Source organism: Bradyrhizobium sp. NAS80.1, assembly GCF_001908205.1.
Lineage (GTDB): Bacteria > Pseudomonadota > Alphaproteobacteria > Rhizobiales > Xanthobacteraceae > Bradyrhizobium.
Genome location: NZ_LGHL01000128.1, coordinates 115,719 through 138,407 on the forward strand (window position 1 = coordinate 115,719; position 22,689 = coordinate 138,407).

Below are 22,689 nucleotides of genomic sequence, written 5' to 3' on the forward strand. Positions count from 1 at the left end.
GACGCAACACTGGATTTGAATTTGTTTTGAGCGAGCCGGCCTGCCTAGACAAAACCACGGTTACAGCGGACGCTAGCAACGCATCACGAACCTGACACGCAGATTCGAAATCGACTGGGGCGGGGGGACAATGAAGTTTCTGACTTGGATGCTTGCGACGGTTCTGCTGATCGCTTGCATGGGGGCTTCTCAGGCGGTGGTCCGGATCGCGGACGACCGCGGCGGTCGGATCGGAACCTACGTCGACAAATATCAGGACCTGCGGCAATCGGGTGATACCGTCATCATCGACGGCCTCTGCGCTTCGGCCTGCACCATCGTCCTCGGCGCCATTCCGCATGACCGCATCTGTGTGACCTCGCACGCGACGCTTGGCTTCCACGCCGCTTGGGATTTCGGCAACAACGGCCGCGCGATCACCAATCCCGAAGCGACCCAGATGCTCTATTCGATGTACCCGTCGCGGGTGAAGCGCTGGATCACGCAGCGCGGCGGCCTCACCCCGCACATGCTCTTCCTAAGGGGCAAGCAGCTCCAGGCGATGTACAGGCCCTGCTACCTGGATGCGCAGGCTTCGACCGGCAAGCCCTTGCGCCGGGCTCTTCCGCCGGTGGAACAGCTGGAGTCCGCCCGCGGCCAGCTAGATCGCTAAACCCATCAGTACGACGTGACGTTCGCCCGCCGGCGCTTGCCCGCCCGCGGGCCAACGCCTATTTGAAAGCTAGGGAACCCCGGCCTTCACCGCGATCGTTGTCATGGCTCAACCACTGCACCCGGCACATCCGCTACAGGACAATTCGCCCACTGCCGTCCGGACGCCGTCCGTGCTGCTCTTGGCTGGCGCAGGCTTCGGCGGTCTCGTCGTGATCGGCGCACTGGCGCTGTGGTTCCACTACGGCACCCAGGTGTTTTTCGAAATGATCAGGACCGGCTTTGTCGCCTGCTTCTGACCTGCGACAGAAAGTTTTTCGCTCATGAGCTCCACCGCCCGTCCGCTGGTGATCGCGACCGCCTTCGCCGCAAGCCTCGTCGTCGGCCTTCTGATCGTGTTCTGGGCCATGGGTGGGGTCAGCAAGGTGGCACAGCCGGCCGCAATCGGCGGCCCGTTCCAGCTCACCGATCAGCACGGCAAGGCAGTCACCGACAAGAATTTGAAGGGCAAGCCGACCCTGATCTTCTTCGGCTACACCCATTGCCCCGACGTCTGCCCGACGTCGCTGTTCGAGATATCGGAAGTGCTCCGCGCCATGGGCAAGGATGCCGACAAGGTCAATGCCATCTTCATCTCGGTCGATCCGGAGCGCGACACGCCCGCGACGATGAAGGACTATCTGGCGAGCTTCGACCCGCATCTCGAAGGCCTCAGCGGCGATCCCGCCGAGACCGCCAAGGTCATCACGTCCTACCGGGTCTATGCCAAGAAGGTCCCGACCAAGGACGGCGACTACACCATGGACCACACCGCGCTGATCTATCTGATGGACCGCGACGGCCGCTTCGTCTCGCCGTTCAACCTGAAGCGGACGCCCGAAGAGGCCGCGGCCGAGCTCAAACGGTATCTCTGAGCCCCTGATTGGCCTGCAATCGGCGCTCGCGTTCCCGGCGGGATGGTCTATAAGGCCCTCCGATCCCAACGAAATTCGTTCATCTCCCGCCGATGGCCCCGTCGCGACAGGTAAAATCGCCCAAAACCATGCGCCGTGTCCTGCTTGGACTGGCGGCCGGCGTCTGCCTGCTCACAGCCCTGCCCGATGCGAGGGCGCAGGCCCCCCGCCAAGCAGCCTCCGGCGGCGCCCCAGGGAGCGCCTCAAGCAACGCCGCAGGCCGCTCCCCAAACCGCGATCCCGGCCGCTCCCCAGGCGGTGCCCGGCTTCTGGGACCCGCGGCGGCGCCCGGAGCGGCCGGACCTGTCGCGCCTGACCGTGATCCGCTTCCTGACCGAGACCGATTATCCGCCGTTCAACTACACCGGCGCCGATGGCAATCCGGCCGGCTTCAATGTCGATCTCGCCCGCGCGCTCTGCGAGGAGATCAAGGTCACCTGCACGGTGCAGATGCGTCGCTTCGAGACGCTGGTCGACGCGCTCACCTCCAACCGGGGCGACGCCATCATCGCCTCGATGGCGGTAAGCCCGCAGCTGCGCGCCCGCGTCGATTTCACCGATCCCTATTACCGCGTGCCGGCGCGCTTCGCCTCGCGCAAGGACGCGGTGATGCCGGAGGTCCGGCCCGAATATCTTGAAGGCAAGAAAGTTGGCGTCATCGCCGGCTCCGCGCATGAAGCGTATCTGAAGGCGATGTTCACCGACGCCGAGATGCACGGCTATCCCAATGACGATGCGCTCCGCACCGCTTTGCGCAAGGGCGAGGTCGACTTCATCTTCGGCGACGCCATCTCACTCGCGTTCTGGATCAACGGCACCGATTCCGGTGACTGCTGCGCCTTCTCCGGCGGCCCTTTCGTCGAGAGCCGCTTCTTCGGCGAGGGCGTCGGCATCGCCGTGCGCAAGGGCAACGACGTGCTGCGCCAGGCTCTGAACTGGGCACTGTTCCGCGTCTGGGAAAAAGGCCGCCACACCGATCTCTGGCTGCGGTATTTTTCGGTGAGCCCGTTTTAGTTTGCTCTTCGCCTCTCCCCGCATGCGGGGAGAGGCCGGATTGCATCGTTAGATGCAATCCGGGTGAGGGGGACTCTCCGCGAGTCCGATTCTCACCGTGATAGCAGCCCCTCACCCCAACCCTCTCCCCGTAAGAACGGGGAGAGGGAGTAAGCGCGGCGACCGCCGCACGAACTTTTGCATTCTGCCCGGAAATCGCTATTTTCCGCGGCCCGGAGGCCCTTAATGTCTGTTGTCGATCTTGCCGCGAACCCGAGCGACCTGCGTGCGCTCGCCGAACAATCCAACGCCTGGCCGTTCGAACAGGCGAAGGCCATTGTCGCGCGGCTGAAGAAAAGCCCGAAGGACGAGGTGCTGTTCGAGACCGGCTATGGCCCGTCCGGCCTGCCGCATATCGGCACGTTCGGCGAGGTCGCGCGGACCTCGATGGTGCGCCATGCCTTCCGCGTGCTCACCGAGGACAAGATCAAGACGCGCCTTTTGGCTTTCTCCGACGACATGGACGGCCTGCGCAAGGTGCCGGACAACGTCCCGAACAAGGATCTGCTGGCGCAATATCTGGGACGTCCGCTGACCGCCGTGCCGGATCCGTTCTCGATCGAACATCCGTCGTTTGGTGCGGCTAATAACGCGCGCTTGCGCGCGTTTCTGGATCATTTCGGCTTCGACTACGAGTTCGCCAGCTCGACCGAGTACTACAAGTCGGGTCGCTTCGACGCGACGCTGCTGAAGATGCTCGCCGCCTACGACAAGATCATGGCGATCATCCTGCCGACGCTGGGGCCGGACCGCCGCGCGACCTATTCGCCGTTCCTGCCCATCAGCAAGACCACCGGTGTCGTGCTGCAAGTGCCGATGGTCCGCCGCGACGTCGCTGCGGGCACGGTCACTTATGTCGATCCTGATACCAACCAGGAAGTCGAAACGCCGGTTACGGGCGGCAACGTCAAGTGCCAGTGGAAGGCCGACTGGGCGATGCGCTGGGTCGCGCTCGGCGTTGACTACGAGATGGCCGGCAAGGATCTGATCGACTCCGTGAAGCTCTCCGGTGCGATCGCCAAGGCGCTCGGCGGCACGCCGCCCGAAGGCTTCAACTACGAACTCTTCCTCGACGAGAAGGGCCAGAAGATCTCGAAGTCGAAGGGTAACGGCCTGACCATCGACGAATGGCTGCGCTACGCCTCGCCGGAATCGCTGTCGCTGTTCATGTATCGCGAGCCGAAGGCGGCGAAGCGCCTCTACTTCGACGTCATTCCGCGCAACGTCGACGACTATCAGCAGTTCATCGACGGTTTTGCCAGGCAGGACGGCAAGCAGCAGCTCGGCAATCCGGTCTGGCACATCCACAACGGCAATCCGCCGAACGGCGACATGCCTGTCACCTTCCAGCTTCTCTTGACGCTGGTGTCGTCGTCGAATGCCGAGAATGCCGAGACGCTGTGGGGCTTCATCGGCCGCTACCGCCCCGGCGTGAGCCCACAGACGCACCCGAAGCTCGATGCCATGGTCGGCTACGCCATCAACTACTACCGCGACTTCGTTGCGCCGACGAAGCAGTTCCGCGTGCCCTCGGACACCGAGCGCGCCGCGCTGCAGGATCTGCGTGATGCGCTGTCGCAGCTTCCGCAGGATGCCTCGGCCGAGGACATCCAGAACGTCGTCTACGAGATTGGCCGCCGCGAGCCGTTCCTCGATCAGGTCAAGAAGGGCAAGGACGGCCGCCCCGGTGTCACGCTCGACTGGTTCAACATGCTCTATCAGGTGCTGCTCGGCCAGGAGAAGGGCCCGCGCTTCGGCTCCTTCGTCGCGGTCTACGGCATTCAGAACGCCGTCAACGTGATCGACGGTGCGCTGGCGCGGAGCGCGTAAAGGAGCCCGTCGCAAAGAGCGCATGAGTGACGTGTAGCCCGGATGAAGGCAGCGATATCCGGGGTCCCTCAACGACGGTCCCGGATGTCGCTGCGCTCATCCGGGCTACGGATGTCTGCTCAGGTCGATCGCAGCACGTAACGCCGGTTGTCCTTCTGAACAGGCCGCGCGTTCATCGGATAGAGTTTTGCAAACGCTGCGACGTCAGTGGCTGACACCTGGATCGGATCGGTCAGCAGCAGCCATTGGACCACCTCCGAGCAGGGCGGCGTGGTCAGCGAGCCGGAATAGCGGAAGTAGCTGTGCCTGTGTGGCAGCAAGGCGTGGGGATTGATGCTCGCGTCGGCTTTCACTGCGGGTCCTTCCGCCGCCGGCATGGTCTTGACGATCTTGCTGAACGCAGCGTTCGGCTTGCCTTCGGTCATCAGCACGCCGACCACGGCGAGCCCGCCGGAATCGTTGCGGTGGACGAAATGCGCCTCCATCGGAAAATTCTTGCCGCCGATCGTGTGCTCGCTCGGCCGGTGGAAGTGCACCTGAAGCAGCTTGTACTTGACGTCGCCGAGCATGAGCGTGCTGCCTTCGGCGAAGTTGAGCTGGATCGTGTGCCCGTTGTTGATGATGGTTTCGGCGCTCTTGCCCCAATTCAGCTTCAGCGCGGGCAATTGCGACTTGATGGTCGCCTCGATGTCGATCGGTGATTGTTGCTGGCCGACCGCGCAGACCTTGTTGGCCGCGTCGAGATCGCCCCATTTGGCCGGGCCACCGTCGCCCTCATAGCTCCAATGCGCGCCTTCGGCGGCGAAGGCGGGCTTGCACAGCGGACAAAGCGCAAGACCCGCAAGGGCCTTCAATGCGTGGCGGCGATTCATCATATCCCCCCAAGATGAATTTGATCAGCAACAGGCCCGCAAACTAGGCGACAGGGGCGGTGAGTCGCAATGGCGATCGGGCTTTGAGGCTACTGGCTCGCCCATACGATCCGTGCGATCCAGGCGACGTCGTTCGCCGGCATTGTGCGCTCGCCCTGCGTCGCGTCGAGCGGTTGTAGCTCGAGCGCCTTCGCCGTGCGGCGCTTCAGCGTCGCGACGGTCACCTCGCCCGCTTTGCTCTTTATCACCACGCGATCCTCCTTTCGGATCGGCGTGCCACGTGAGACCAGGATGATGCCGCCGTCGCGATAGAACGGCGCAAGCGCATCGCCGGAAATCTCCAGCGCAAAAGTGCGGCCGTCGTCCGCGGCGGGAAGCGCGACCTCGGTCCAGCCCTTGCCGGATGGAAAGCCGGATTCGTCGAAAGCGCCGCTCGCGCCCGCCTCTGCGAAGCCGAGCAGCGGCACCGAGCGGCCGTCACGTGCGTCGTCGTCGATCAGTCTTGCGAAGGTATCTATCGAGGAGTCGGCCGCCGCCAGCGCCTTTGCGATCGATTCGGTCGAGGGCCAGCGCTCGCGGCCGTCGGAGGTGATGCGCTTGGATCTGTTGAAGGTGGTGGGATCGAGCCCGGCGCGCTTGGCGAGGCCGGACGGCGACAATCCGGCACGCGCGGCCAGCCGATCCAGCGCGACCCAGATCTGGTCGTGAGTCAGCATCCTCTGCGCTTTGGCCTGCCTGACCATGGAAGGTCCAGCCCGTCGCTCAGGAAAACTGTCCTCAAATCAACCGGTTTTCCGTTTTTCGCGCAAGAGGCAGCGGCAAAGTCTTGAGTTCGGAAGAGGCCGCCATTACCGTCGCGCCGGGTTTTGAGACCCGCGAGAGGCGAAAAACCCCAAGAGACTCAAAGAGCTGACTCAAAGAACAAACGGGACTGCGTAAGCGGTGGTCAAGATCTACAAAATCTGTCCGGCCTCGGCCTGGCGCGAGGCGGAACGGCAGGGTGTCTACCGGGGCAGCGCGGACGATGCGCGTGACGGTTTCATCCATTTCTCGACCGCGGCCCAGGTTCCCGAGACCTTGCGCAAGCACTATGTCGGGCAGCGTGCGCTGTTTCTGGTCGAGGTCGACGGCGATGCATTCGGCAGCGAACTACGCTGGGAGCGCTCGCGCAACGACGAGCTGTTTCCGCATCTCTATGGCGAGCTCGATCTCGGCGCGGTGATCTCGGTGATAAACCTCAATATCCGCGCCGATGGCGGTCACGATGTTCCGGAGCTTCTGCCGTGATCCGCGCTTTCGACGCCTTCTCGCTACCGGTGCTGCGCTGGCTCGATCCGGAGGATGCCCATCGCCTCGCGATCCAGGGCCTTCGCTTCCTGCCGCGGGTCAAGCCGCGGCCTGACGATCCCAAGCTCGCGGTGCGCGCTTTCGGGCTCAACTTTCCCAATCCGATCGGCATGGCCGCGGGCTTCGACAAGAGCGCGGAGGTGCCGGATGCGCTGCTGCGGCTTGGTTTCGGCTTCGTCGAGATCGGCTCGGTCACGCCGAAGCCGCAGAGCGGCAATCCGCGGCCGCGGCTGTTCCGGCTCGAGCGCGACGAGGCCGTGATCAACCGCATGGGTTTCAACAATGACGGTGCGGAGGCCGCGCTACGCCGGCTCGCGGCACGCGCGCAGAACGGCGGCATTGTCGGCGTCAATGTCGGCGCCAACAAGGATTCGCCGGACCGTGTCGCCGATTACGTCAAGCTGATCGAGACCTTTGCGCCGGTCGCGAGCTATTTCACCGTCAACGTCTCCTCGCCGAACACGCCCGGCCTGCGCAATCTGCAGGAGGGGGCGCTGCTCGACGATCTCCTCGCCAGGGTGATCGACGCGCGCGAGCGGGTGCGCCAGAAGGCGGGCGACACGCCGGTGCTGCTCAAGATCGCGCCCGACCTCAGCCTCGCTCAGCTCGACGACGTTGTGCAGGTCGCGCGTGCGCGACGGGTCGACGGCATGATCGTGTCGAACACGACCATCGCGCGGCCGAGCACGCTGCGCGAGGAGATGCGCGCGAAGGAGCAGGGCGGCCTGTCGGGCCGGCCGCTGTTCCGCCTGTCGACGCGAATGGTCGCGGAGACCTATGTGCGTGTCGAGGGCGCGTTCCCGCTGATCGGCGTCGGCGGCGTAGACTCCGGCGGTGCCGCGCTGACGAAGATCCGCGCCGGCGCGAGCCTAATCCAGCTCTATTCGTCGCTGGTCTACAAGGGGCTCGGCCTCGTCGACGAGATCAAGCGCGACCTTACCTCGACGTTGCTGCGCACGGGGCGCGACTCGCTGTCTGAGATCGTCGGCGCCGACGCGGCCACGATCACGGCGGAAAACTGGCCGGGGATGTAGCAGTCTCGTGCCCCGGATGCAGCGCAGCGCGCCGCCTTCGGCGTGATGCGTTGCTGATCCGGGGCCCACAGCCGCTGGGTCCCGGCTCTGCGTCGCGTCATTTCATGCCGCGCCGCGTCCGGGACACGATAGCTACGATTTCGCAAACGTCGCCCGAAACAGCGCCGGATACCGCGCGCCCTGCAATCCGCCGCGCGCGATGTAGAAAGCGATCATCGCGGACCACAGCCCGGCATTGCCGAACGATTGCAGCGCCCACCAGGTGCCAAGGAAGATCGCAAGCGACGCAAGCATCAGATTGCGCATCTCGCGCGCCCAGGTCGCGCCGACATAGATGCCGTCGAAGCCGAATGCGAACACGCCGGGTATGGGCGCGAGCACGATGAACGGCAGGAAGTCGCGCGCGGCGCGGCGGACGTCCTCGCTCGCGGTCATGGCATTGATCAGCGCCGGGCCGAACAGGGCGAACAGCACGGCGACCACCAGCGCGAAGCCGAGGCCCCACAGCAGCACCAGCCGGGTGGAGTCGCCAAAGCCCTTGGCATCGCGCGCGCCAAAGGTGCGGCCGCAGAGCTGCTGGGCCGCGTTGGCAAGGCCGTCGAGGAAGAAGGCGCTGACCAGCAGGAAGTTATTGAGCACGGAATTCGCCGCCAGCGTGACGTCGCCGGCGCGGGCGCCCTTGGCGGTAAAGAACAGGAAAACGGCGATCAGCGCCGCGGTGCGGACCATGATGTCGGAGTTCACCGCGAGCATCCGCATCAGCTTGGCCCGATCGAAAAGGCGCGCGCGCGGCACCGCAAAGCCGCCATCCGCATAGCGCCGGCAGACGATCACGCCGAGCACGAAGCCGACCGTCTCCGACAGCAGCGCGGCAATCGCGGCGCCCGCGATACCAGTGTCGTAGACCAGAACCAGCAGGATCGTCGCGACCATATTGATGAGGTTGATGATGATCTGCAGCAGCAGCGCCGGGTTGGCGCGCGCCTGGCCGACCAGCCAGCCGAGGACGACGTAGTTGGCAAAGGCGAAGGGCGAGGACCAGATCCGGATCATGAAATAGGTTTTTGCGGCGCGCGTGACGCCCTCGCTGCCGCCCATCAGGTCGAACAGCACGGCGGCCAGCGGCAGTTGCAGCGCGATCAGCGCGGCGCCGATCAGGCCCGCGACGATGAAGCCGCGGACGAGAATGGCGTTCAGCTCCTGCATCTCGCCTCTGCCCAGCGCCTGCGCGGTGAAGGCGAGCGTGCTCATGCGCAGAAAGGCGAACAGCCAGAACAGGCAGTCGAAGATCACGGATGCCATCGCGACGCCGCCGAGCAGGGCGGCGTCGTCGAGCCGGCCGATGGCGGTGGTCGAGACGACGCCGATCAGCGGCGTGGTGAGGTTTGCGACCATCGCGGGACCTGCGATGGCGAAAACCTGGCGGCTGCCGACCCTGGGATGAAGCGGCGCGTTCATGTCAGATCACGATCACCATGCCGTCTTCGGCAGCGAGATGAGGCACGTCGTCCAGGCGCGACAGCATGTCGTCGCTCATATGGGTGAGGACGAGCCGCTTGGCGCCGATCGCGGGGAGGTGCTGTTCCAAGGTTTTCAGGCTGAGATGGTTCTTCACCACCTTCTCGTACATATAGGCCTCGGCGATGAAAAGGTCCGCGCCATGCGCCAGCGGAATGAGCGTCTCCGTCCATTCGGTGTCGGCGCTGTAGGCGAGCGTACGGCCTTCGGCCTCGACCCGATAGGCGAGAAAGGGACCGCCGGATTCGCCGTGCACGACCGGGTAGGGCGTCACCGTCACCGCGCCGAAGTCTTGGCTTTGCCCTGGTGTGAGCTCGACGACGGACAGCTCGAAGCGCTGTTTGGTTTTGGAGGAGTGCTCGAACAGCGCCTCCATCACCTGCGCAAGCCGCGTCTCGATGCCCTTAGGGCCCGCTATTGTCAGCGGCCGCGTCCGCCGCGAGAACTGCGCGTCGAGCAGGAAGAACGGTAGCCCGGCAAAATGGTCGCCGTGGAAATGCGTGATCAGGATCAGGTCGATCTCATTGCGATCGATCTCGAGCCGCTTCAGCGCCGGCAGGGCCGATGCGCCGCAATCGATCAGGAAATTGGCCTCGCGCCCCCTGACGTGGAAGCAGGTATTGAGCCTGCCGCCGGAGCCGAAGGCGTCGCCGCAGCCGACAAAGCGCAATTGCATCGGCTGCGTACTCCCTAGAGCATGATCCGGAAAAGTGTGAAGCGGTTTTCCGACAAGATCATGCTCAAAAAATAAACGACTTAGCGGCGCGGCGCGCCGAACACGCGCGACAGCAGCCAGATCGGGATCACGATGACGGCGCCGAGCAGGAAGTAGCGCCACAGCCAGTTCACGGCGTCGAAGCCGAGATCCCACAAACGCTTGAACAGCAGGCGAATGCTGTAGATGATATTCCAGGGATCGAAGCCGATCGCTGCCAGTACGACGCCAACCAGGATCGAGAGCAGGATCAGGCGGAATGCGACCGCCAGCGGCGAGCCGCCGAGAAAGCGGTTCAGGCCATCGCTGCCGCCGGCCGGCAAATCTCTGACGTCGTTGGCCATCGCAAGAAACTCCTCAAAGGGGATTCGACCCGATTATAGGTCACGGCGGGGCAAATGGGGAACCCGCGTTTACCCGTCAATGGCGCTCGGCGGACGCTGCAACCTTAATTGTTGGTAGGGATTCGTCCGCTTTTAGCATCTTTTCCAGCGTTTCCAGCCGGTCGGCCTCGCGCGGCGGCTTGTCCCAGCGCAAGCGGCTGATGCGGGGAAAGCGCATCGCCACGCCCGATTTGTGCCGCGGCGAGCGCTGCAGCCCCTCGAACGCCACCTCCAGCACCAGCCCCTTGTCCGGTTCGTGCACGACATGGCGGACGGGACCGAACTTCTCCGTGGTGTTGCGGCGGACGAAGCGGTCGATCTGGAGCAGCTCCTCGTCGGTGAAGCCGAAATAGGCTTTTCCCACCGGCACCAGCTCGTCACCGCTCTCGCCCTCGGTCCAGACGCCGAAGGTGTAGTCGGAATAGTAGGACGAGCGCTTGCCGTGGCCGCGCTGCGCATACATCAGCACCGCGTCGATGATGTGCGGATCGCGCTTCCATTTCCACCATTGCCCCTTCGGCCGGCCCGGCAGGTAGGGCGCATCGCGCCGCTTCAGCATCACGCCTTCGATGGCGTCCGCGTCTTCGCCGGCACCGGCGCTCGCAGGATCGGCGCGCGCGGCGGTCAGCGCCTCCCAGCTTGCGAAGGGGACGGTGGGCGACAGGTCGATGCGGGGATCATCGAGCTTCCCGATGAAGGTCTCCAGCCGCTCGCGTCGCTCTACGAATGGCAGCTCGCGCAAATCGTTCTCATCGTCGCCGAGCAGGTCATAGGCGCGCATGTGAATCGGAAAGTCCTTGATCAGCTTCGGCGACACGACCTTGCGATTGAGCCGCTGTTGCAGGACGTTGAAGCTCTGCACGCGGCCTTCGCGCAGGATCAGAAGTTCTCCGTCGATCGCGCCGGGCAGGCGCAACGACGGCACGAGGTCCGGAAAGCTGCCGGTAATGTCCTCGCCGGTGCGCGAATAGAGTCGCGCGGCGATGTGTCCCCGCTCATCGCGTCCCGCGACCGCCTGCACGCGGATGCCGTCCCATTTCCATTCGGCGACGAAATCGGCGGGATCGAGCGCGGCGAAATCCGTGTCCTCGATCGCATGTGCCAGCATCACGGGCCGGAACGGTGCCGCATCGCGATTGGCCGGCTTTTCCGCGCGGCCCTCCAGCCAGGCGAACAGGTCGAGATAGGGTGGGCTGAGCCCCGGCCAGATCAGCTCGATCTCGTGCGGGTCCTTGTCGCCGAGCGCGGCGGCTGCGGTCTTGGCCAGCCGCGCGGAGATGCCGATGCGCAGGGCGCCCGTGACGAGCTTCAGCAATGCCCAGCGGCCGGTCTCGTCGAGCTCGTCGAGCCAGCGTGCGAGCTGCCTTGGCAGCTCGGTCTTGCCAAGCGTGCGGAGGGTGGTGACGACTTCGGTGAGGGTTGGGGGAGGCGGGTTGTTGTGATTGCTTGGGTGGGGGGACTCATTGGCACTTCGCCCGGAGTACCCCCCTCCCTGACCCTCCCCCGCAAGGGGGAGGGAACGGTGAGAGCAGTGCGTCCATCACTCGCTGAATCACTATCAGTCGTCGAGCTCGTCTGTCGCCGCGCGCGCAACTGCGCTCCCTCCCCCCTTGCAGGGGAGGCATAGGCGGCCTCCGGCCGCCGTTCTCGATCAGGACGCCGATGCGAAGCATCGGCTATGGGAGAGGGGTGGCCCGGAAAAGACTGGTCGCTGTTTGCGCCGCTCCTCGGCCACATCAGCGCGACCGTCTCCGAGAGATCGCCGACATAATCGTAGGACAACCCGAACAGCACGGGATCGGTGCGCGCCGCGATCAGATCGCGGATCAGCGCGGGCTTGGCGTGCTTGAAGCTGAGCGCGCCGGTGAGCGCCGCCAGCGCATAGCCGCGGTCGGGATCACCGACCTCGCGAAAATAGCTGGTGATCAGCCGCAACTTGTTATTGCGGCCGGGCTCGTAGGCGAGGCGGTCCAAAAGTTCGGCGAAGCGGTTCATGCCTCGGCCTCATCAGTGAGCGGCGTCTCGCTCTCCTCCTCGTCGCCATAGCCGATGAGATCGAGCGGCTGTGCCCGCAAACCCTGGCTCTTGCACCAATGCACCAGCGCATCTTCCTGACCGTGGGTGACCCAGATTTCGCCGGCGTCGGTTGCGGCGATCGTCGCGGTGAGGCCGTCCCAATCGGCGTGATCGGAGATCACCAGCGGCAGCTCGACACCACGTTGCCGCGCACGGGCGCGCACCCGCATCCAGCCGGAGGCGAACGCGGTGACGGGATCGGGAAAGCGCCGTGTCCAGAGATCGGAGGTCGCCGACGGCGGCGCCAACGTGATGGTGCCGGCGAGAGCCGCCTTCTTGACGCCCTTCACCGGCCTGAGCTCGCCGAGCTCGATGCCGCGGCTCTGGTAGTAGTGCGTGATCGTCTCCATCGCGCCATGCAGGTAGATCGGCGCGTCATAGCCGGCCTGGCGCAGCAGCGCGATCACGCGCTGCGCCTTGCCGAGCGAGTAGGCGCCGACGAGGTGCGCGCGCTCCGGAAACAGCGCAACAGAGGCCAGCAGCTTCTTCACCTCATCGGAGGCATCGCCATGCCGAAACACCGGAAGGCCGAACGTGGCCTCGGTGATGAAGACGTCGCAGGGCACGAGCTCGAACGGCGTGCAGGTCGGGTCGGGCGCGTCCTTGTAGTCTCCGGAGGCGACGATGCAAGTGTCCTTGCAGGTCACCGCGATTTGCGCCGAGCCGAGCACATGGCCGGCCGGATGGAATTTGACACTGACGTCGCCGAGCCGGATCTCCTCGCCATAGCGGATGACTTGCGTCGATCCGGCGAAATTCTCGCCATAGCGCAGCCGCATCATGTCGAGCGTTTCCTGCGTCGCCAGCACCGCACCATGGCCGGCGCGGGCATGGTCGGAATGGCCGTGGGTGATCACAGCCCGCTCTACGGGGCGGACAGGGTCGATATGGAAGCCGCCGGGTTTGCAGCACAGGCCGGCAGCAACTGGCAGCAGGATGTCTTGCGGACGCATGGTGGTCATATAGGCACCGGTGCCCCGATATTCACCCGTCATCCGCGGGCTTGCCGTCTCCGCTAGGCTTCGCCGGCCCGGCGGTGTAAAAGCCCGCCGAAGCCATTGGCGGAGGCGGGACCCGCGCCTCCATCCTCTTAAACAGTTCTTTTTTTTGATGGATTGCCGGGCGCCCGGCAGTGACGAGCTGAGTTCGATGCCCCTGCGTCTGTTCCTGACCTCCGGCGACCTCATGGCCGACCGCCGCTTCGAGTTCGCGCGCGACCTCCAGCTCAAGGGCGATCTCGCCGCCGCCGCCGACCTCCTGGCGCAGGCGATCGAGCTCGCCCCCAACTTCACCTCGGCCTGGTTCACGCTCGGCGAGATCCGTCGGCAGCTCGGCGAGCGGGACAAGGCGATCGAGGCTTTCCGCAAGGCGCGCGATTCCGATCCGGAGGACCAGCACGGCGCTGGCCTGCACCTGATGAGGCTCGGCGACGCGCAGATGGCGGAGATGCCGAAGGCCTATGTGCAGGCCCTGTTCGATCAATACGCGCCGCGCTTCGAGCACGCGCTGATCAACGATCTCGACTATCGCGGCCCGGCACTGATCTTCAAGGCGGTGCTGGCCGCGCGCGTCGCCGCGAAGAAGCCGGCCTTCTTCAAGCGTACCATCGATCTCGGCTGCGGCACCGGGCTTGCGGCTGCCGCCTTCGCTAGGCAGGTCGATCATTTTATCGGCATCGACCTGTCGCCCGCCATGATCAAGAAGGCGCGCGCCACGGATCTCTATGCTGAGCTCGAGGTCGCCGACATGCTCGAAGGCCTGCGCACCAAGAGTGATGCGAGCGCAAACCTTGTCGTCGCAGCGGACGCGTTTGTCTATCTCTCCGATCTCGCGCCGGTGCTCACCGAAGCCAAGCGCGTGCTCGTATCCGGCGGCGTGCTCGCTTTCACGCTGGAGACGCACGACGGCGATGGCATCGTGCTCGGCGCGGGCCTGCGCTATGCCCACTCAGCGGAATATGTGCGCGGCGCGATCGCCAAGGCGGGCCTCAGCCTGCTGACACTGGAGCCGGCGTCGCCGCGCAACGAGAACAACGAGCCGGTGCGCGGCCTCGTCGTCGTCGCCGAAAAAACTTGAGTCTAGGCGCTAATCGCTCTGTAATTTGAGCGTCATTGCGTCGCAAAGCGACGACTTCCTACTTGCGAGGCGTGCGCGGCGATGCCAGCACTATGCGCGCACTAGGGAGAGACAACAAATGACGAAGAATCCATCGCGGCGCGATTTCAGCGCCGCCGCACTCGCCACCATCGCTGCATCGACTTTGCCTGCGCCGTACGTCTGGGCCGCGGAGAAGAAATACGATGCGGGCGCCAGCGACACCGAGATCAAGATCGGGCAGACCGTGCCGCATTCCGGTCCCGGCTCGCTTTACGGCGTGCTCGGCCGCATCGGTGAAGCCTATTTCCAGATGCTGAACGAGAAGGGCGGCATCAACGGACGCAAGGTCAAATTCCTCACCATGGACGATGCCTACAGCGCGCCGAAATGCGTCGAGGCGACGCGGCGCCTGGTGGAGCAGGAGGAGGTGCTTGCGCTCTACGGCTCGCTCGGCACCGCGCCGCAGACGGCCGTGCACAAATACCTGAACTCCAAGGGCGTGCCGCAGCTCCTGCTCAATACCGGCGCATCGAAGTGGAATAACCCGAAAGAGTTCAAATGGACGATGGCGGGCCTGCCGCTCTATCCGACGGAAGCGCGCATCCTGGCGAGGCACGTCGTCGCCGCGAAGCCGAATGCGAAGATCGGCATCCTCTATCAGAACGACGATTTCGGCCGCGATTTCCTCGGCCCCTTCAAGAAGGTGCTCGCGGATGCGGGCGGCACCGCGCAGGTGATCATGGAGCAGACCTACGATCTCACCGATCCGACGGTCGATTCCCAGCTCATCAATCTCTCGAAGTCCGGCGCGGACGTCTTCTACAACATCACAACCGGCAAGGCGACGTCGCAGTCGATCCGCAAAGTGGCCGAGCTCGGCTGGAAGCCCCTGCAGCTGTTGTCGGCGGGCTCGACCGGCCGCTCGATCCTCAGCGCTGCCGGGCTTGAGAACGCCACCGGCATCGTCGCCATCCGCTACAACAAGGAGGTCGGCCTGCCCAAATGGGAGAAGGATCCCGACGTGATGGCGTTCGAGGAGCTGCGCAAGAAGTACATCCCGACGATCGACCCCGACAACACCATCGCCTTCGCCGGCTACGGCCAGGCGGTGTCCATGGGCGAGATCCTGCGCCGCTGCGGCGACGAGCTCACCCGCGCCAATGTGCTGAAGCAGGCTTCAACGCTCGCCGGCTTCCACTCGCCTTATTTCCTCGACGGCGTCACCTACAGCTACACGCCCGAGGACTACACGCCGATGAAGACGCTCTACATCTCGACCTTCACCGGCAAGGACTGGGACATCTCCGACAAGCCGATGTCGGAGTGAGTGTTCTCCCTCTCCCCGCTTGCGGGGAGAGGGTTGGGGTGAGGGGGGAGTCTCCGCGGGGACGGCGGCAGTTGTCCTCGCGGAGACTCCCCCTCACCCGGAATTCGCGCTAGCGCGCAAATTCCGGCCTCTCCCCGCAAGCGGGGAGAGGCGAAGGAAGCCCCCTCGACGAACCCACCTTCACGGCTTACCTGTGATGCCGTGCCGCCCCGCATCCTCAAATCCCCGGCCAAGCCCGCCACGCTGCTGCCCGACCGCTTCCAGGCCTGGTTCGCGGCTCGCGGCTGGACGCCGCGCGCGCATCAATTGGCGCTGCTGGAGAAGGCGCGGGAGGACCGCTCGGCGCTGCTGATCGCGCCCACTGGCGCGGGCAAGACGCTGGCGGGATTTCTGCCAACGCTGGTGGAGGTTTCTTCTCAGGTGGCTGAACGGGACGCCGGTGCGAAGACAAGTCTCGTCTCAACCGGCCGTACCGTGCAGCGCACCGGCGGCCTCCACACCCTCTACATCTCTCCGCTCAAGGCGCTCGCCGTCGACATCGCCCGCAATCTGGAGCGGCCGATTGCGGAGATGGGCCTGCCGATCAAGGTCGAGACCCGCACCGGCGACACGCCGGTGTCGCGGCGGCAGCGCCAGCGGCGCTATCCGCCTGACATCCTGCTGACGACGCCGGAGCAGGTCGCGTTGTTGCTCTCCTCCGATGACGCGCCGTTCCTGTTCTCGTCGCTCAAGCGCATCGTGCTCGACGAGCTGCACGCGCTGGTGACCTCCAAGCGCGGCGATCTGCTCTCGCTCGGCCTCGCGCGGTTGTGGCGGCTGGCGCCGCAGCTGCGCGCGATCGGGTTGTCGGCGACCGTGGCCGAGCCGGATGAGCTTGCGCGCTTCCTGGTGCCGCAACCCGGCGGCAAGGAAGCCGCCGCCGACGTCGTCGTCGCCGGCGGCGCGGCGCCGCCGCTGGTCGAGATGCTCGACACAAGCGAGCGGCTGCCCTGGGCCGGTCACAGCGCGCGCCATGCGCTGGCCGAAGTCTACGAACTGATCAAGCAGAACAAGACCACGCTCGTCTTCGTCAACACCCGCAGCCAGGCCGAGATGCTGTTCCAGGAGCTCTGGCGCATGAACGACGACGGGCTTGCGATCGCGCTGCATCACGGCTCGCTCGACGTCGCGCAGCGCCGCAAGGTCGAGGATGCCATGTCGGCGGGACGCTTGCGTGGCGTGGTCTGCACCTCCTCGCTCGACCTCGGCATCGATTGGGGCGACGTCGATCTCGTCGTCAACATCGGCGCGCCCAAGGGATCCTCGCGCCTGATGCAGCGCATCGGCCGCGCCAACCACCGCCTCGACGAAGCCTCGCGCGCGGTGCTGGTGCCGGCCAATCGTTTCGAGGTGCTGGAGTGCCGCGCCGCCATCGATGCAATTGCCGAGAATGTGCAGGACACGCCGCCACTTCGCACCGGCGGACTCGACGTGCTGGCCCAGCACGTGCTCGGCCGCGCCTGCGGCGAGCCGTTCTTCAGCGACGATCTCTATGGCGAGGTGCTCACGGCTGCGCCTTACTCAAATCTTGCCCGGCGAGACTTCGACGATGTCGTCGATTTCGTCGCCACCGGCGGCTACGCGCTGAAGACCTATGAGCGCTTCGCCCGCATCAAACAGGACAAGGAGGGCCGCTGGCGCGTCGCCAACCCAAAAGTGCGGCAGAGCTACCGGCTCAACGTCGGCACCATCGTCGAGGAGCCGATGCTGAAGGTGAGGCTCGTGCGCTCGCGTTCCACCGGCAGCGGCTCGACCGGCGCGATCGCGCGCGGCGGCCGCGTGCTCGGCGAGATCGAGGAGTATTTCATCGAGTGCCTGACTCCCGGCGACACTTTTGTGTTCGGCGGCGAGGTGGTTCGTTATGAGGCTCTCGCCGAAGACCAGGCCTACGTCTCCCGCGCCGCCGACAAGGACCCGAAAGTGCCGTCCTACATGGGCGGCAAGTTTCCGCTCTCCACCTATCTCGCCGAGCGCGTCCGCCGCTTGCTCGACGACAGGCGCGCATGGAACGCTCTGCCGGAGCAGGTGCGCGACTGGCTGTCGCTGCAGAAGGATGTCTCGCGCGTGCCTGGCGTGCGCGAGTTGCTGGTCGAGACCTTTCCGCGCGGCAACAAGCATTATCTCATCTGCTATCCCTTCGAGGGCCGGCTTGCGCACCAGACGCTCGGCATGCTGCTGACGCGACGGCTGGAGCGTGTGCGCGCGCGGCCGCTCGGCTTCGTCGCCAATGAATATGCCGTGGCGATCTGGGGGTTGGGCGATGCCTCCTTCATGATCCGCAACGGCCAGCTCGATCTCGACGCGCTGTTCAGCCCCGATATGTTAGGGGACGATCTTGAAGCGTGGCTCGCCGAGTCCGCCCTGATGAAGCGGACCTTCCGCAATTGTGCGCTGATCTCTGGCCTGATCGAGCGCCGCTTCACCGATGAGGACAAGAGCCGACGTCAGGTGCTGTTCTCGACCGATCTGGTCTACGACGTCCTGCGCAAGCATCAGGCCGACCATGTGCTGCTGCGTGCCGCGCGCGCCGATGCCGCCACCGGCCTGCTCGATCTGCGCCGCCTCGGCAACATGCTCGCCCGCATCCAGGGCCGCATCACGCACAGGGAACTCGACCATGTCTCCCCGCTCGCGGTCCCTGTGATGCTGGAAATCGGCCGCGAGTCAGTCTATGGCGAAGCTGCAGACGAGCTCTTGGCCGAAGCCGCCGAGGAGCTTGTCAAAGAGGCGATGTCGTAGAGAATTTGCCAGTGAGGCACGCTGATCCATCCACACCATCATGCCCGGGCCAAAGCGCGGAGCGCGTCTTCAACTGGAAGACCCGGGCATCCACGTCTTTGTCTCGGTGGCAAGAGCGTGGATGGCCGGGACAAGCCCGGCCATGACGGAGAACGGGGCGATATCGATAACCTCAACGCGCACGCTGGATGTTGCCGGTGTGCCGTTTCACGCCGATCTCTCCGGCGCGCTGTTCTGGGAAGAGCAGCGCCTGCTCGTCGTCTCCGACCTGCATCTGGAAAAGGGTTCCAGCTTCGCCGCGCGCGGCGTGCTGCTGCCGCCTTACGACACGCTGGCAACGCTGAGCCGGCTTGCTGCGGTCGTTGCACGCCATGATCCCCGCGTGGTTGTCGCACTCGGCGACAGTTTTCACGACCGCACCGCGCATGAACGGCTGTCGGCGGACGATCGCGACGCCCTGGCTTCGCTTCAAAATGGCCGCGACTGGATCTGGATCTCCGGCAATCACGATCCCATGCTGCCGCGCGATCTCGGCGGCACCGTCGCCGACGAAGTCGCGATCGGCCCGATCGCCTTTCGCCATGAGCCGACCGGCGCGCACGGCGAGATCGCCGGTCATCTGCATCCGAAGGCGCGCGTCTCCGCGCGCGGCCGTTCGATGGAACGCCGCTGCTTCGCCTCCGACGGGATGCGCGTCGTGATGCCTGCCTTTGGCGCCTATGCCGGCGGCCTCAGCATCCGTGACGCCGCGTTCGCAAAAATCTTTCCGAAGAATGGCTTTGTCGCGCACCTGCTCGGCGACCGCCGCGTCCACGCCATCGCAGCCTCGCGGTGTTCTTGAGGCCCCGTTCGCAGCGGCTTCAATCGGTTTGATCGTCCAGCCACTCCGTCGTCTGCGGATGCGATTTAGCTAAACCGGAACAAATTAAGAACACTTTAGCAAGTCTTTGATATATCATTGTGATTCGGCACGCTGCCGACACAATATCTAGCGTCTGTCAGACCTTGCGAGGACTACATGTCCACCGTTGCCTTCGATCAATTTGCCCTCACCCGGATTGCCGATTTCGCGCGCTCGCTGTCGCGGCTGCATCAGACGGCGCGGCGATGCGCAGTCGATGACGACCAGTTCGACCGCGAGTTCAACGCGGTGTGCCAGTCGATCTGGGGCTACACCATCGACGACATCAGCGACGATCTGTTCTCGACTGAGGATCACCTGTTCCTCGACACGCTGGACGAAGCACATGCCCGCATCTTCGCAGCCGAGCAGGGTTATGACCTCGTCGACGAGGTGGGCATGCTGACCGACTGGTGGGGTTTCTGCTGGATGATCCTGGCCGAGAAGCGCGGTCTCCTGACGGCAGAGAACCGCGCTGCCGCGCACGCGGCGATTGAGGAGAAATATCTGGCGGCGCCGAACGTGATCGGGGTGATTATCGGAAGGTGACGCTCTCGCTGCTCATCCTGAGGAGCGCGCAAGAGCGCGGCGCCTCACCACGAGGATCATCAATCCAATCCCACGCGCTTCGCCGGCTTTTGCGCATGCGTTTGCGTCTTCGGCACTGTCACATCAGGCGGCGTCTCGCGCACGATCTCCGTCGCCGCCGGCGCATCCGCTGCGACCGTGTCGGCACGCACCGGAGCCACCTTCATCTCGCCGAGGCGCGCGCGGACCTGCGCGGTGAGGCCGGGATAGGAGGCGACCGGGGTGAATTCTGCGGTTTGGTCGGCGCCGAGGCGAACGCCGGTATAAGCGACGAGGCCATCGGAGGTCGCGATCACGTCACCGGATTTCAGCGACGAATCCAGCGCGAGATCGACCGGGGCAAGGCCAACCGGGTCGCGGCCATTGCAGGTGCAGTCCGAGCGCAGCGCCTTGCGGTAGGCGAACGCGTTCTCGCTGTCGGCGTAACGCTCGCCGGTCTGCGAATAGGCGCCGTCGATGCTGGAACCGAAATAGACCTTTGTGGCGGTGGCTGGACAGAAGGCCTGACACATCTGCGCCGGCGAGACCATGCCGCGCATCAGCGGGAAATATTTGCCATCGCAGCTGCGCACGCAGAAAGCCGGGCCCGAGCCGGCGGCGGCAGAGCGTGTCGGCGGCACATATTGCGGGTTTGCGGGATTCTGCTGGCCGGTGAAGGGATCGTAGGAGGTTCCCTGTTGCGGCTGCGACCGCTGCAAGCCGCCGAAGAAGAAGTCGAACAGGCCCTCGGCCGAAACCGGGGCCGGGGCCGCCAGCACGGGAACCGCAAGGATGGCGGCTACGAGCATCGCGCGACGCTGCCGCCGCGTATGGAACAACTCTGTACGCAAGGCTCACTCCACCCGACGCTACCGAACCGGCCAGGACCTTTCGAGGTCTCAGCACACGATTCACCATAGTGCGCGATGGTAAATGAGCAGTTGCGCGGAGGCGGTTTCAAGACGGGGCGGTGACCTCTTTAAGGCCGGGCGCAGCTTTCATGGACCGCGTTGCTTCCGGGTCACGCTCAGGCATGACGGCGGAGAATGTCTCGTCGTCTTACGCCTTCAGGAACTCCGACGCCTTGTACAGCGAGCGGAACGGCAGGCCTGCGGCACCGAACGTGTCGGTGGCGCCTTCTTCGCGGTCGACCATCGTCAGCACCAGCACCACATCGGCGCCGGTCTCGCGCACGGATTCCACCGCCTTCATCGCCGAGCCGCCGGTGGTGGTGACGTCCTCGACGATCACGACGCGCTTGCCCTCGAGCGTCTCGCCCTTCGGCAGCCCCTCGATGGCGAGCTTGGCGCCGTGCTCCTTTGGCTTCTTGCGCACGAAGAACGCTGCGATCGGATGGCCCTTGATCCAGGAGATCTGCGCCAGCGCGCCGGCCAGCGGCACCGCGCCCATCTCGAGCCCGCCGATGAAGTCGAGCTTATCGTCCTTCAGCGCTTCGTAGGTCAGCTCGGCGAGCAGGGTCGCGCCCTCCGGGTCGAGCATGGTCGGCTTCAGATTGAAATAGAAATCGCTCTTGCGGCCTGACGCGAGCGTCACCTCGCCACGGCCGAAGGAGCGCCGGCGGATGATTTCGAACAGGCGAGCGCGGGATGCTGATTTCGACACGACGGTCCCTCGGGAGCGTTTTTTGAGGAGGCGGAATTTATCCGCGACGGCCGCGACATTCCAGAGGGAGCGTCTCCCGTCAACAGGGATCGGCCATCCCGGTCTGCCGGTTGTGGGGGCGCAAACTTCTGGAGTAGTGGAGGGGCAAACCGCTACCAAGCCTCTGGGGGAAGGACACAAGGCATGACCATCGAGCTGCACACCTGGAACACGCCGAACGGCCGCAAGATCTCGGTCGCGCTGGAGGAAATGGGGCTGCCCTACAAGGTGATCCCGGTGAACATCACCAAGGGTGAGCAGATGGCGCCCGAGTTCCTCAAGCTCAGCCCCAACAACAAGATCCCCGCGATCGTCGACCCCGAGGGCCCCGACGGCAAGCCCGTCAGCATCTTCGAGTCCGGCGCGATCCTGCTTTATCTCGGCGAAAAGACCGGAAAATTCCTGCCGAAATCGCTTGCGGGGCGCATCCCTGTCTATGAGTGGCTGATGTGGCAGATGGGCGGCTTCGGGCCGATGCCCGGCCAGGTGCATCATTTCATCGCGCTCGAGAACGAGCGGGACCGCGCCTACGGTCTGAAGCGCTACATGGCCGAGACGCGTCGGCTCTACGGCGTGCTCGACCGCCGCCTCGATGGCCGCGACTTCGTCGCCGGCGACCTCTCGGTTGCCGATTTCGCCATCCTGGGCTGGGCCTGGCGCCATCCTCGCCACAAGGTTGAGCTGGCCGATTTTCCCAACGTCAAACGCTGGTACGAAGCCCTGATGGCGCGCCCGGCGGTGAAGCGGGGCATGGACGCGAAGCTGGATTGATTCTCTCCCTCTCCCCGTTGTTACGAGGAGAGGGTTGGGGTGAGGGGCCTCTCTCCACACGCGAGATGGTCGAGAGACCTGTACCCCCTCACCCGGATCGCAAGGGCGACACAGCCGAAGCTTTGCTTCGGCGTTCTCAAGAACGGCCGCCGGC

The 22,689-nt window shown here is 65.0% G+C and carries 20 protein-coding genes and 2 pseudogenes; 13 read left to right on the forward strand and 9 right to left on the reverse strand.

Features of this window, described 5'->3' with window-relative positions; translation table 11 throughout:
• Positions 1–130 precede the first annotated feature (130 nt).
• From AC629_RS27830 to AC629_RS27850, 5 genes and pseudogenes are all read left to right on the forward strand, one after another.
• Positions 131–652: a Clp protease/crotonase-like domain-containing protein gene (locus tag AC629_RS27830; protein WP_084808085.1), complete on the forward strand. Its 522-nt coding sequence runs from the start codon at positions 131–133 to the stop codon at positions 650–652.
• 103 nt (positions 653–755) lie between these two features.
• Positions 756–950: a hypothetical protein gene (locus AC629_RS27835; protein WP_084808086.1), complete on the forward strand. Its 195-nt coding sequence runs from the start codon at positions 756–758 to the stop codon at positions 948–950.
• Between the two features lie 24 nt (positions 951–974).
• Complete coding sequence (locus tag AC629_RS27840; protein ID WP_074118707.1) at positions 975–1,565, forward strand: SCO family protein; 591 nt, start codon at positions 975–977, stop codon at positions 1,563–1,565.
• A 92-nt stretch (positions 1,566–1,657) separates the two neighbouring features.
• Positions 1,658–2,618: pseudogene (locus AC629_RS27845) on the forward strand (ABC transporter substrate-binding protein).
• Positions 2,619–2,843: 225 nt separating this feature from the next.
• Positions 2,844–4,487: a lysine--tRNA ligase gene (locus AC629_RS27850; protein ID WP_084808088.1), complete on the forward strand. Its 1,644-nt coding sequence runs from the start codon at positions 2,844–2,846 to the stop codon at positions 4,485–4,487.
• A gap of 119 nt (positions 4,488–4,606) precedes the next feature.
• On the opposite strand, the gene AC629_RS27855 is transcribed toward AC629_RS27850, so the two are convergent.
• Positions 4,607–5,359, reverse strand: coding sequence for a carbonic anhydrase (locus AC629_RS27855; RefSeq protein ID WP_084808116.1), 753 nt, complete (start codon positions 5,357–5,359; stop codon positions 4,607–4,609).
• Between the two features lie 89 nt (positions 5,360–5,448).
• Positions 5,449–6,102, reverse strand: coding sequence for a S24 family peptidase (locus tag AC629_RS27860; RefSeq protein ID WP_084808089.1), 654 nt, complete (start codon positions 6,100–6,102; stop codon positions 5,449–5,451).
• A gap of 199 nt (positions 6,103–6,301) precedes the next feature.
• On the opposite strand from AC629_RS27860, the gene AC629_RS27865 reads away from it, so the two are divergent.
• Positions 6,302–6,646: a DUF952 domain-containing protein gene (locus AC629_RS27865; protein WP_084808090.1), complete on the forward strand. Its 345-nt coding sequence runs from the start codon at positions 6,302–6,304 to the stop codon at positions 6,644–6,646.
• Positions 6,643–7,740: a quinone-dependent dihydroorotate dehydrogenase gene (locus tag AC629_RS27870; RefSeq protein WP_084808091.1), complete on the forward strand. Its 1,098-nt coding sequence runs from the start codon at positions 6,643–6,645 to the stop codon at positions 7,738–7,740. Before AC629_RS27865 ends, AC629_RS27870 begins: the two co-directional genes overlap by 4 nt.
• A gap of 132 nt (positions 7,741–7,872) precedes the next feature.
• On the opposite strand, the gene AC629_RS27875 is transcribed toward AC629_RS27870, so the two are convergent.
• The 5 genes and pseudogenes from AC629_RS27875 to AC629_RS27895 form a co-directional block, all read right to left on the reverse strand.
• The gene (locus AC629_RS27875) at positions 7,873–9,198 is read right to left on the reverse strand and encodes an MATE family efflux transporter (protein ID WP_084808092.1); all 1,326 of its coding nucleotides are present in this window, start codon (positions 9,196–9,198) and stop codon (positions 7,873–7,875) included.
• A 1-nt stretch (position 9,199) separates the two neighbouring features.
• A complete protein-coding gene (locus tag AC629_RS27880) occupies positions 9,200–9,934 on the reverse strand; it encodes an MBL fold metallo-hydrolase (protein ID WP_084808093.1) in 735 nt (244 codons plus the stop codon).
• 80 nt (positions 9,935–10,014) lie between these two features.
• Positions 10,015–10,317 carry a DUF6460 domain-containing protein gene (locus AC629_RS27885; protein ID WP_084808094.1) on the reverse strand — a complete coding sequence of 101 codons (303 nt, stop codon included), beginning with the start codon at positions 10,315–10,317 and terminating at the stop codon, positions 10,015–10,017.
• A 76-nt stretch (positions 10,318–10,393) separates the two neighbouring features.
• Positions 10,394–12,351: pseudogene (locus tag AC629_RS27890) on the reverse strand (cisplatin damage response ATP-dependent DNA ligase).
• The gene (locus tag AC629_RS27895; RefSeq protein WP_084808117.1) at positions 12,348–13,385 is read right to left on the reverse strand and encodes a ligase-associated DNA damage response exonuclease; all 1,038 of its coding nucleotides are present in this window, start codon (positions 13,383–13,385) and stop codon (positions 12,348–12,350) included. The pseudogene AC629_RS27890 and the gene AC629_RS27895 overlap by 4 nt, the downstream one beginning before the upstream one ends.
• A gap of 196 nt (positions 13,386–13,581) precedes the next feature.
• Between AC629_RS27895 and AC629_RS27900 the strand changes: the two genes are divergently transcribed.
• The 5 genes from AC629_RS27900 (at position 13,582) to AC629_RS27920 (ending at position 20,084) form a co-directional block, all read left to right on the forward strand.
• Positions 13,582–14,508, forward strand: a complete 927-nt coding sequence (locus tag AC629_RS27900) for a class I SAM-dependent DNA methyltransferase (RefSeq protein WP_084808118.1) — start codon at positions 13,582–13,584, stop codon at positions 14,506–14,508.
• Between the two features lie 118 nt (positions 14,509–14,626).
• Positions 14,627–15,856 carry an ABC transporter substrate-binding protein gene (locus AC629_RS27905; RefSeq protein ID WP_084808095.1) on the forward strand — a complete coding sequence of 410 codons (1,230 nt, stop codon included), beginning with the start codon at positions 14,627–14,629 and terminating at the stop codon, positions 15,854–15,856.
• A gap of 201 nt (positions 15,857–16,057) precedes the next feature.
• Positions 16,058–18,634, forward strand: coding sequence for a ligase-associated DNA damage response DEXH box helicase (locus tag AC629_RS27910; RefSeq protein WP_084808096.1), 2,577 nt, complete (start codon positions 16,058–16,060; stop codon positions 18,632–18,634).
• Positions 18,635–18,776: 142 nt separating this feature from the next.
• Positions 18,777–19,475: a ligase-associated DNA damage response endonuclease PdeM gene (pdeM, locus tag AC629_RS27915; protein WP_084808119.1), complete on the forward strand. Its 699-nt coding sequence runs from the start codon at positions 18,777–18,779 to the stop codon at positions 19,473–19,475.
• Between the two features lie 177 nt (positions 19,476–19,652).
• Positions 19,653–20,084: a hypothetical protein gene (locus AC629_RS27920; RefSeq protein WP_084808097.1), complete on the forward strand. Its 432-nt coding sequence runs from the start codon at positions 19,653–19,655 to the stop codon at positions 20,082–20,084.
• Positions 20,085–20,143: 59 nt separating this feature from the next.
• Here AC629_RS27920 and AC629_RS27925 read toward each other — a convergent pair whose 3' ends face one another.
• Positions 20,144–20,911 carry a DUF2865 domain-containing protein gene (locus AC629_RS27925; protein ID WP_084808098.1) on the reverse strand — a complete coding sequence of 256 codons (768 nt, stop codon included), beginning with the start codon at positions 20,909–20,911 and terminating at the stop codon, positions 20,144–20,146.
• Between the two features lie 250 nt (positions 20,912–21,161).
• Positions 21,162–21,725, reverse strand: coding sequence for an orotate phosphoribosyltransferase (gene pyrE / locus AC629_RS27930; protein WP_074118694.1), 564 nt, complete (start codon positions 21,723–21,725; stop codon positions 21,162–21,164).
• A gap of 183 nt (positions 21,726–21,908) precedes the next feature.
• Between pyrE and AC629_RS27935 the strand changes: the two genes are divergently transcribed.
• The gene (locus tag AC629_RS27935; RefSeq protein WP_084808099.1) at positions 21,909–22,535 is read left to right on the forward strand and encodes a glutathione S-transferase family protein; all 627 of its coding nucleotides are present in this window, start codon (positions 21,909–21,911) and stop codon (positions 22,533–22,535) included.
• Positions 22,536–22,689 lie beyond the last annotated feature (154 nt).

Coding starts and splice junctions, on each gene's coding strand:
- AC629_RS27835 (WP_084808086.1), top strand. CDS start 756: ATGGCTCAACCACTGCACCCGGCACATCCGCTACAGGACAATTCGCCC.
- AC629_RS27895 (WP_084808117.1), bottom strand. CDS start 13,385: ATGCGTCCGCAAGACATCCTGCTGCCAGTTGCTGCCGGCCTGTGCTGC.
- AC629_RS27935 (WP_084808099.1), top strand. CDS start 21,909: ATGACCATCGAGCTGCACACCTGGAACACGCCGAACGGCCGCAAGATC.
- AC629_RS27860 (WP_084808089.1), bottom strand. CDS start 6,102: ATGGTCAGGCAGGCCAAAGCGCAGAGGATGCTGACTCACGACCAGATC.
- AC629_RS27920 (WP_084808097.1), top strand. CDS start 19,653: ATGTCCACCGTTGCCTTCGATCAATTTGCCCTCACCCGGATTGCCGAT.
- AC629_RS27840 (WP_074118707.1), top strand. CDS start 975: ATGAGCTCCACCGCCCGTCCGCTGGTGATCGCGACCGCCTTCGCCGCA.
- AC629_RS27900 (WP_084808118.1), top strand. CDS start 13,582: ATGCCCCTGCGTCTGTTCCTGACCTCCGGCGACCTCATGGCCGACCGC.
- AC629_RS27875 (WP_084808092.1), bottom strand. CDS start 9,198: ATGAACGCGCCGCTTCATCCCAGGGTCGGCAGCCGCCAGGTTTTCGCC.
- AC629_RS27830 (WP_084808085.1), top strand. CDS start 131: ATGAAGTTTCTGACTTGGATGCTTGCGACGGTTCTGCTGATCGCTTGC.
- AC629_RS27850 (WP_084808088.1), top strand. CDS start 2,844: ATGTCTGTTGTCGATCTTGCCGCGAACCCGAGCGACCTGCGTGCGCTC.
- AC629_RS27925 (WP_084808098.1), bottom strand. CDS start 20,911: ATGCTCGTAGCCGCCATCCTTGCGGTTCCCGTGCTGGCGGCCCCGGCC.
- AC629_RS27905 (WP_084808095.1), top strand. CDS start 14,627: ATGACGAAGAATCCATCGCGGCGCGATTTCAGCGCCGCCGCACTCGCC.
- AC629_RS27885 (WP_084808094.1), bottom strand. CDS start 10,317: ATGGCCAACGACGTCAGAGATTTGCCGGCCGGCGGCAGCGATGGCCTG.
- AC629_RS27855 (WP_084808116.1), bottom strand. CDS start 5,359: ATGAATCGCCGCCACGCATTGAAGGCCCTTGCGGGTCTTGCGCTTTGT.
- AC629_RS27880 (WP_084808093.1), bottom strand. CDS start 9,934: ATGCAATTGCGCTTTGTCGGCTGCGGCGACGCCTTCGGCTCCGGCGGC.
- pdeM (WP_084808119.1), top strand. CDS start 18,777: ATGACGGAGAACGGGGCGATATCGATAACCTCAACGCGCACGCTGGAT.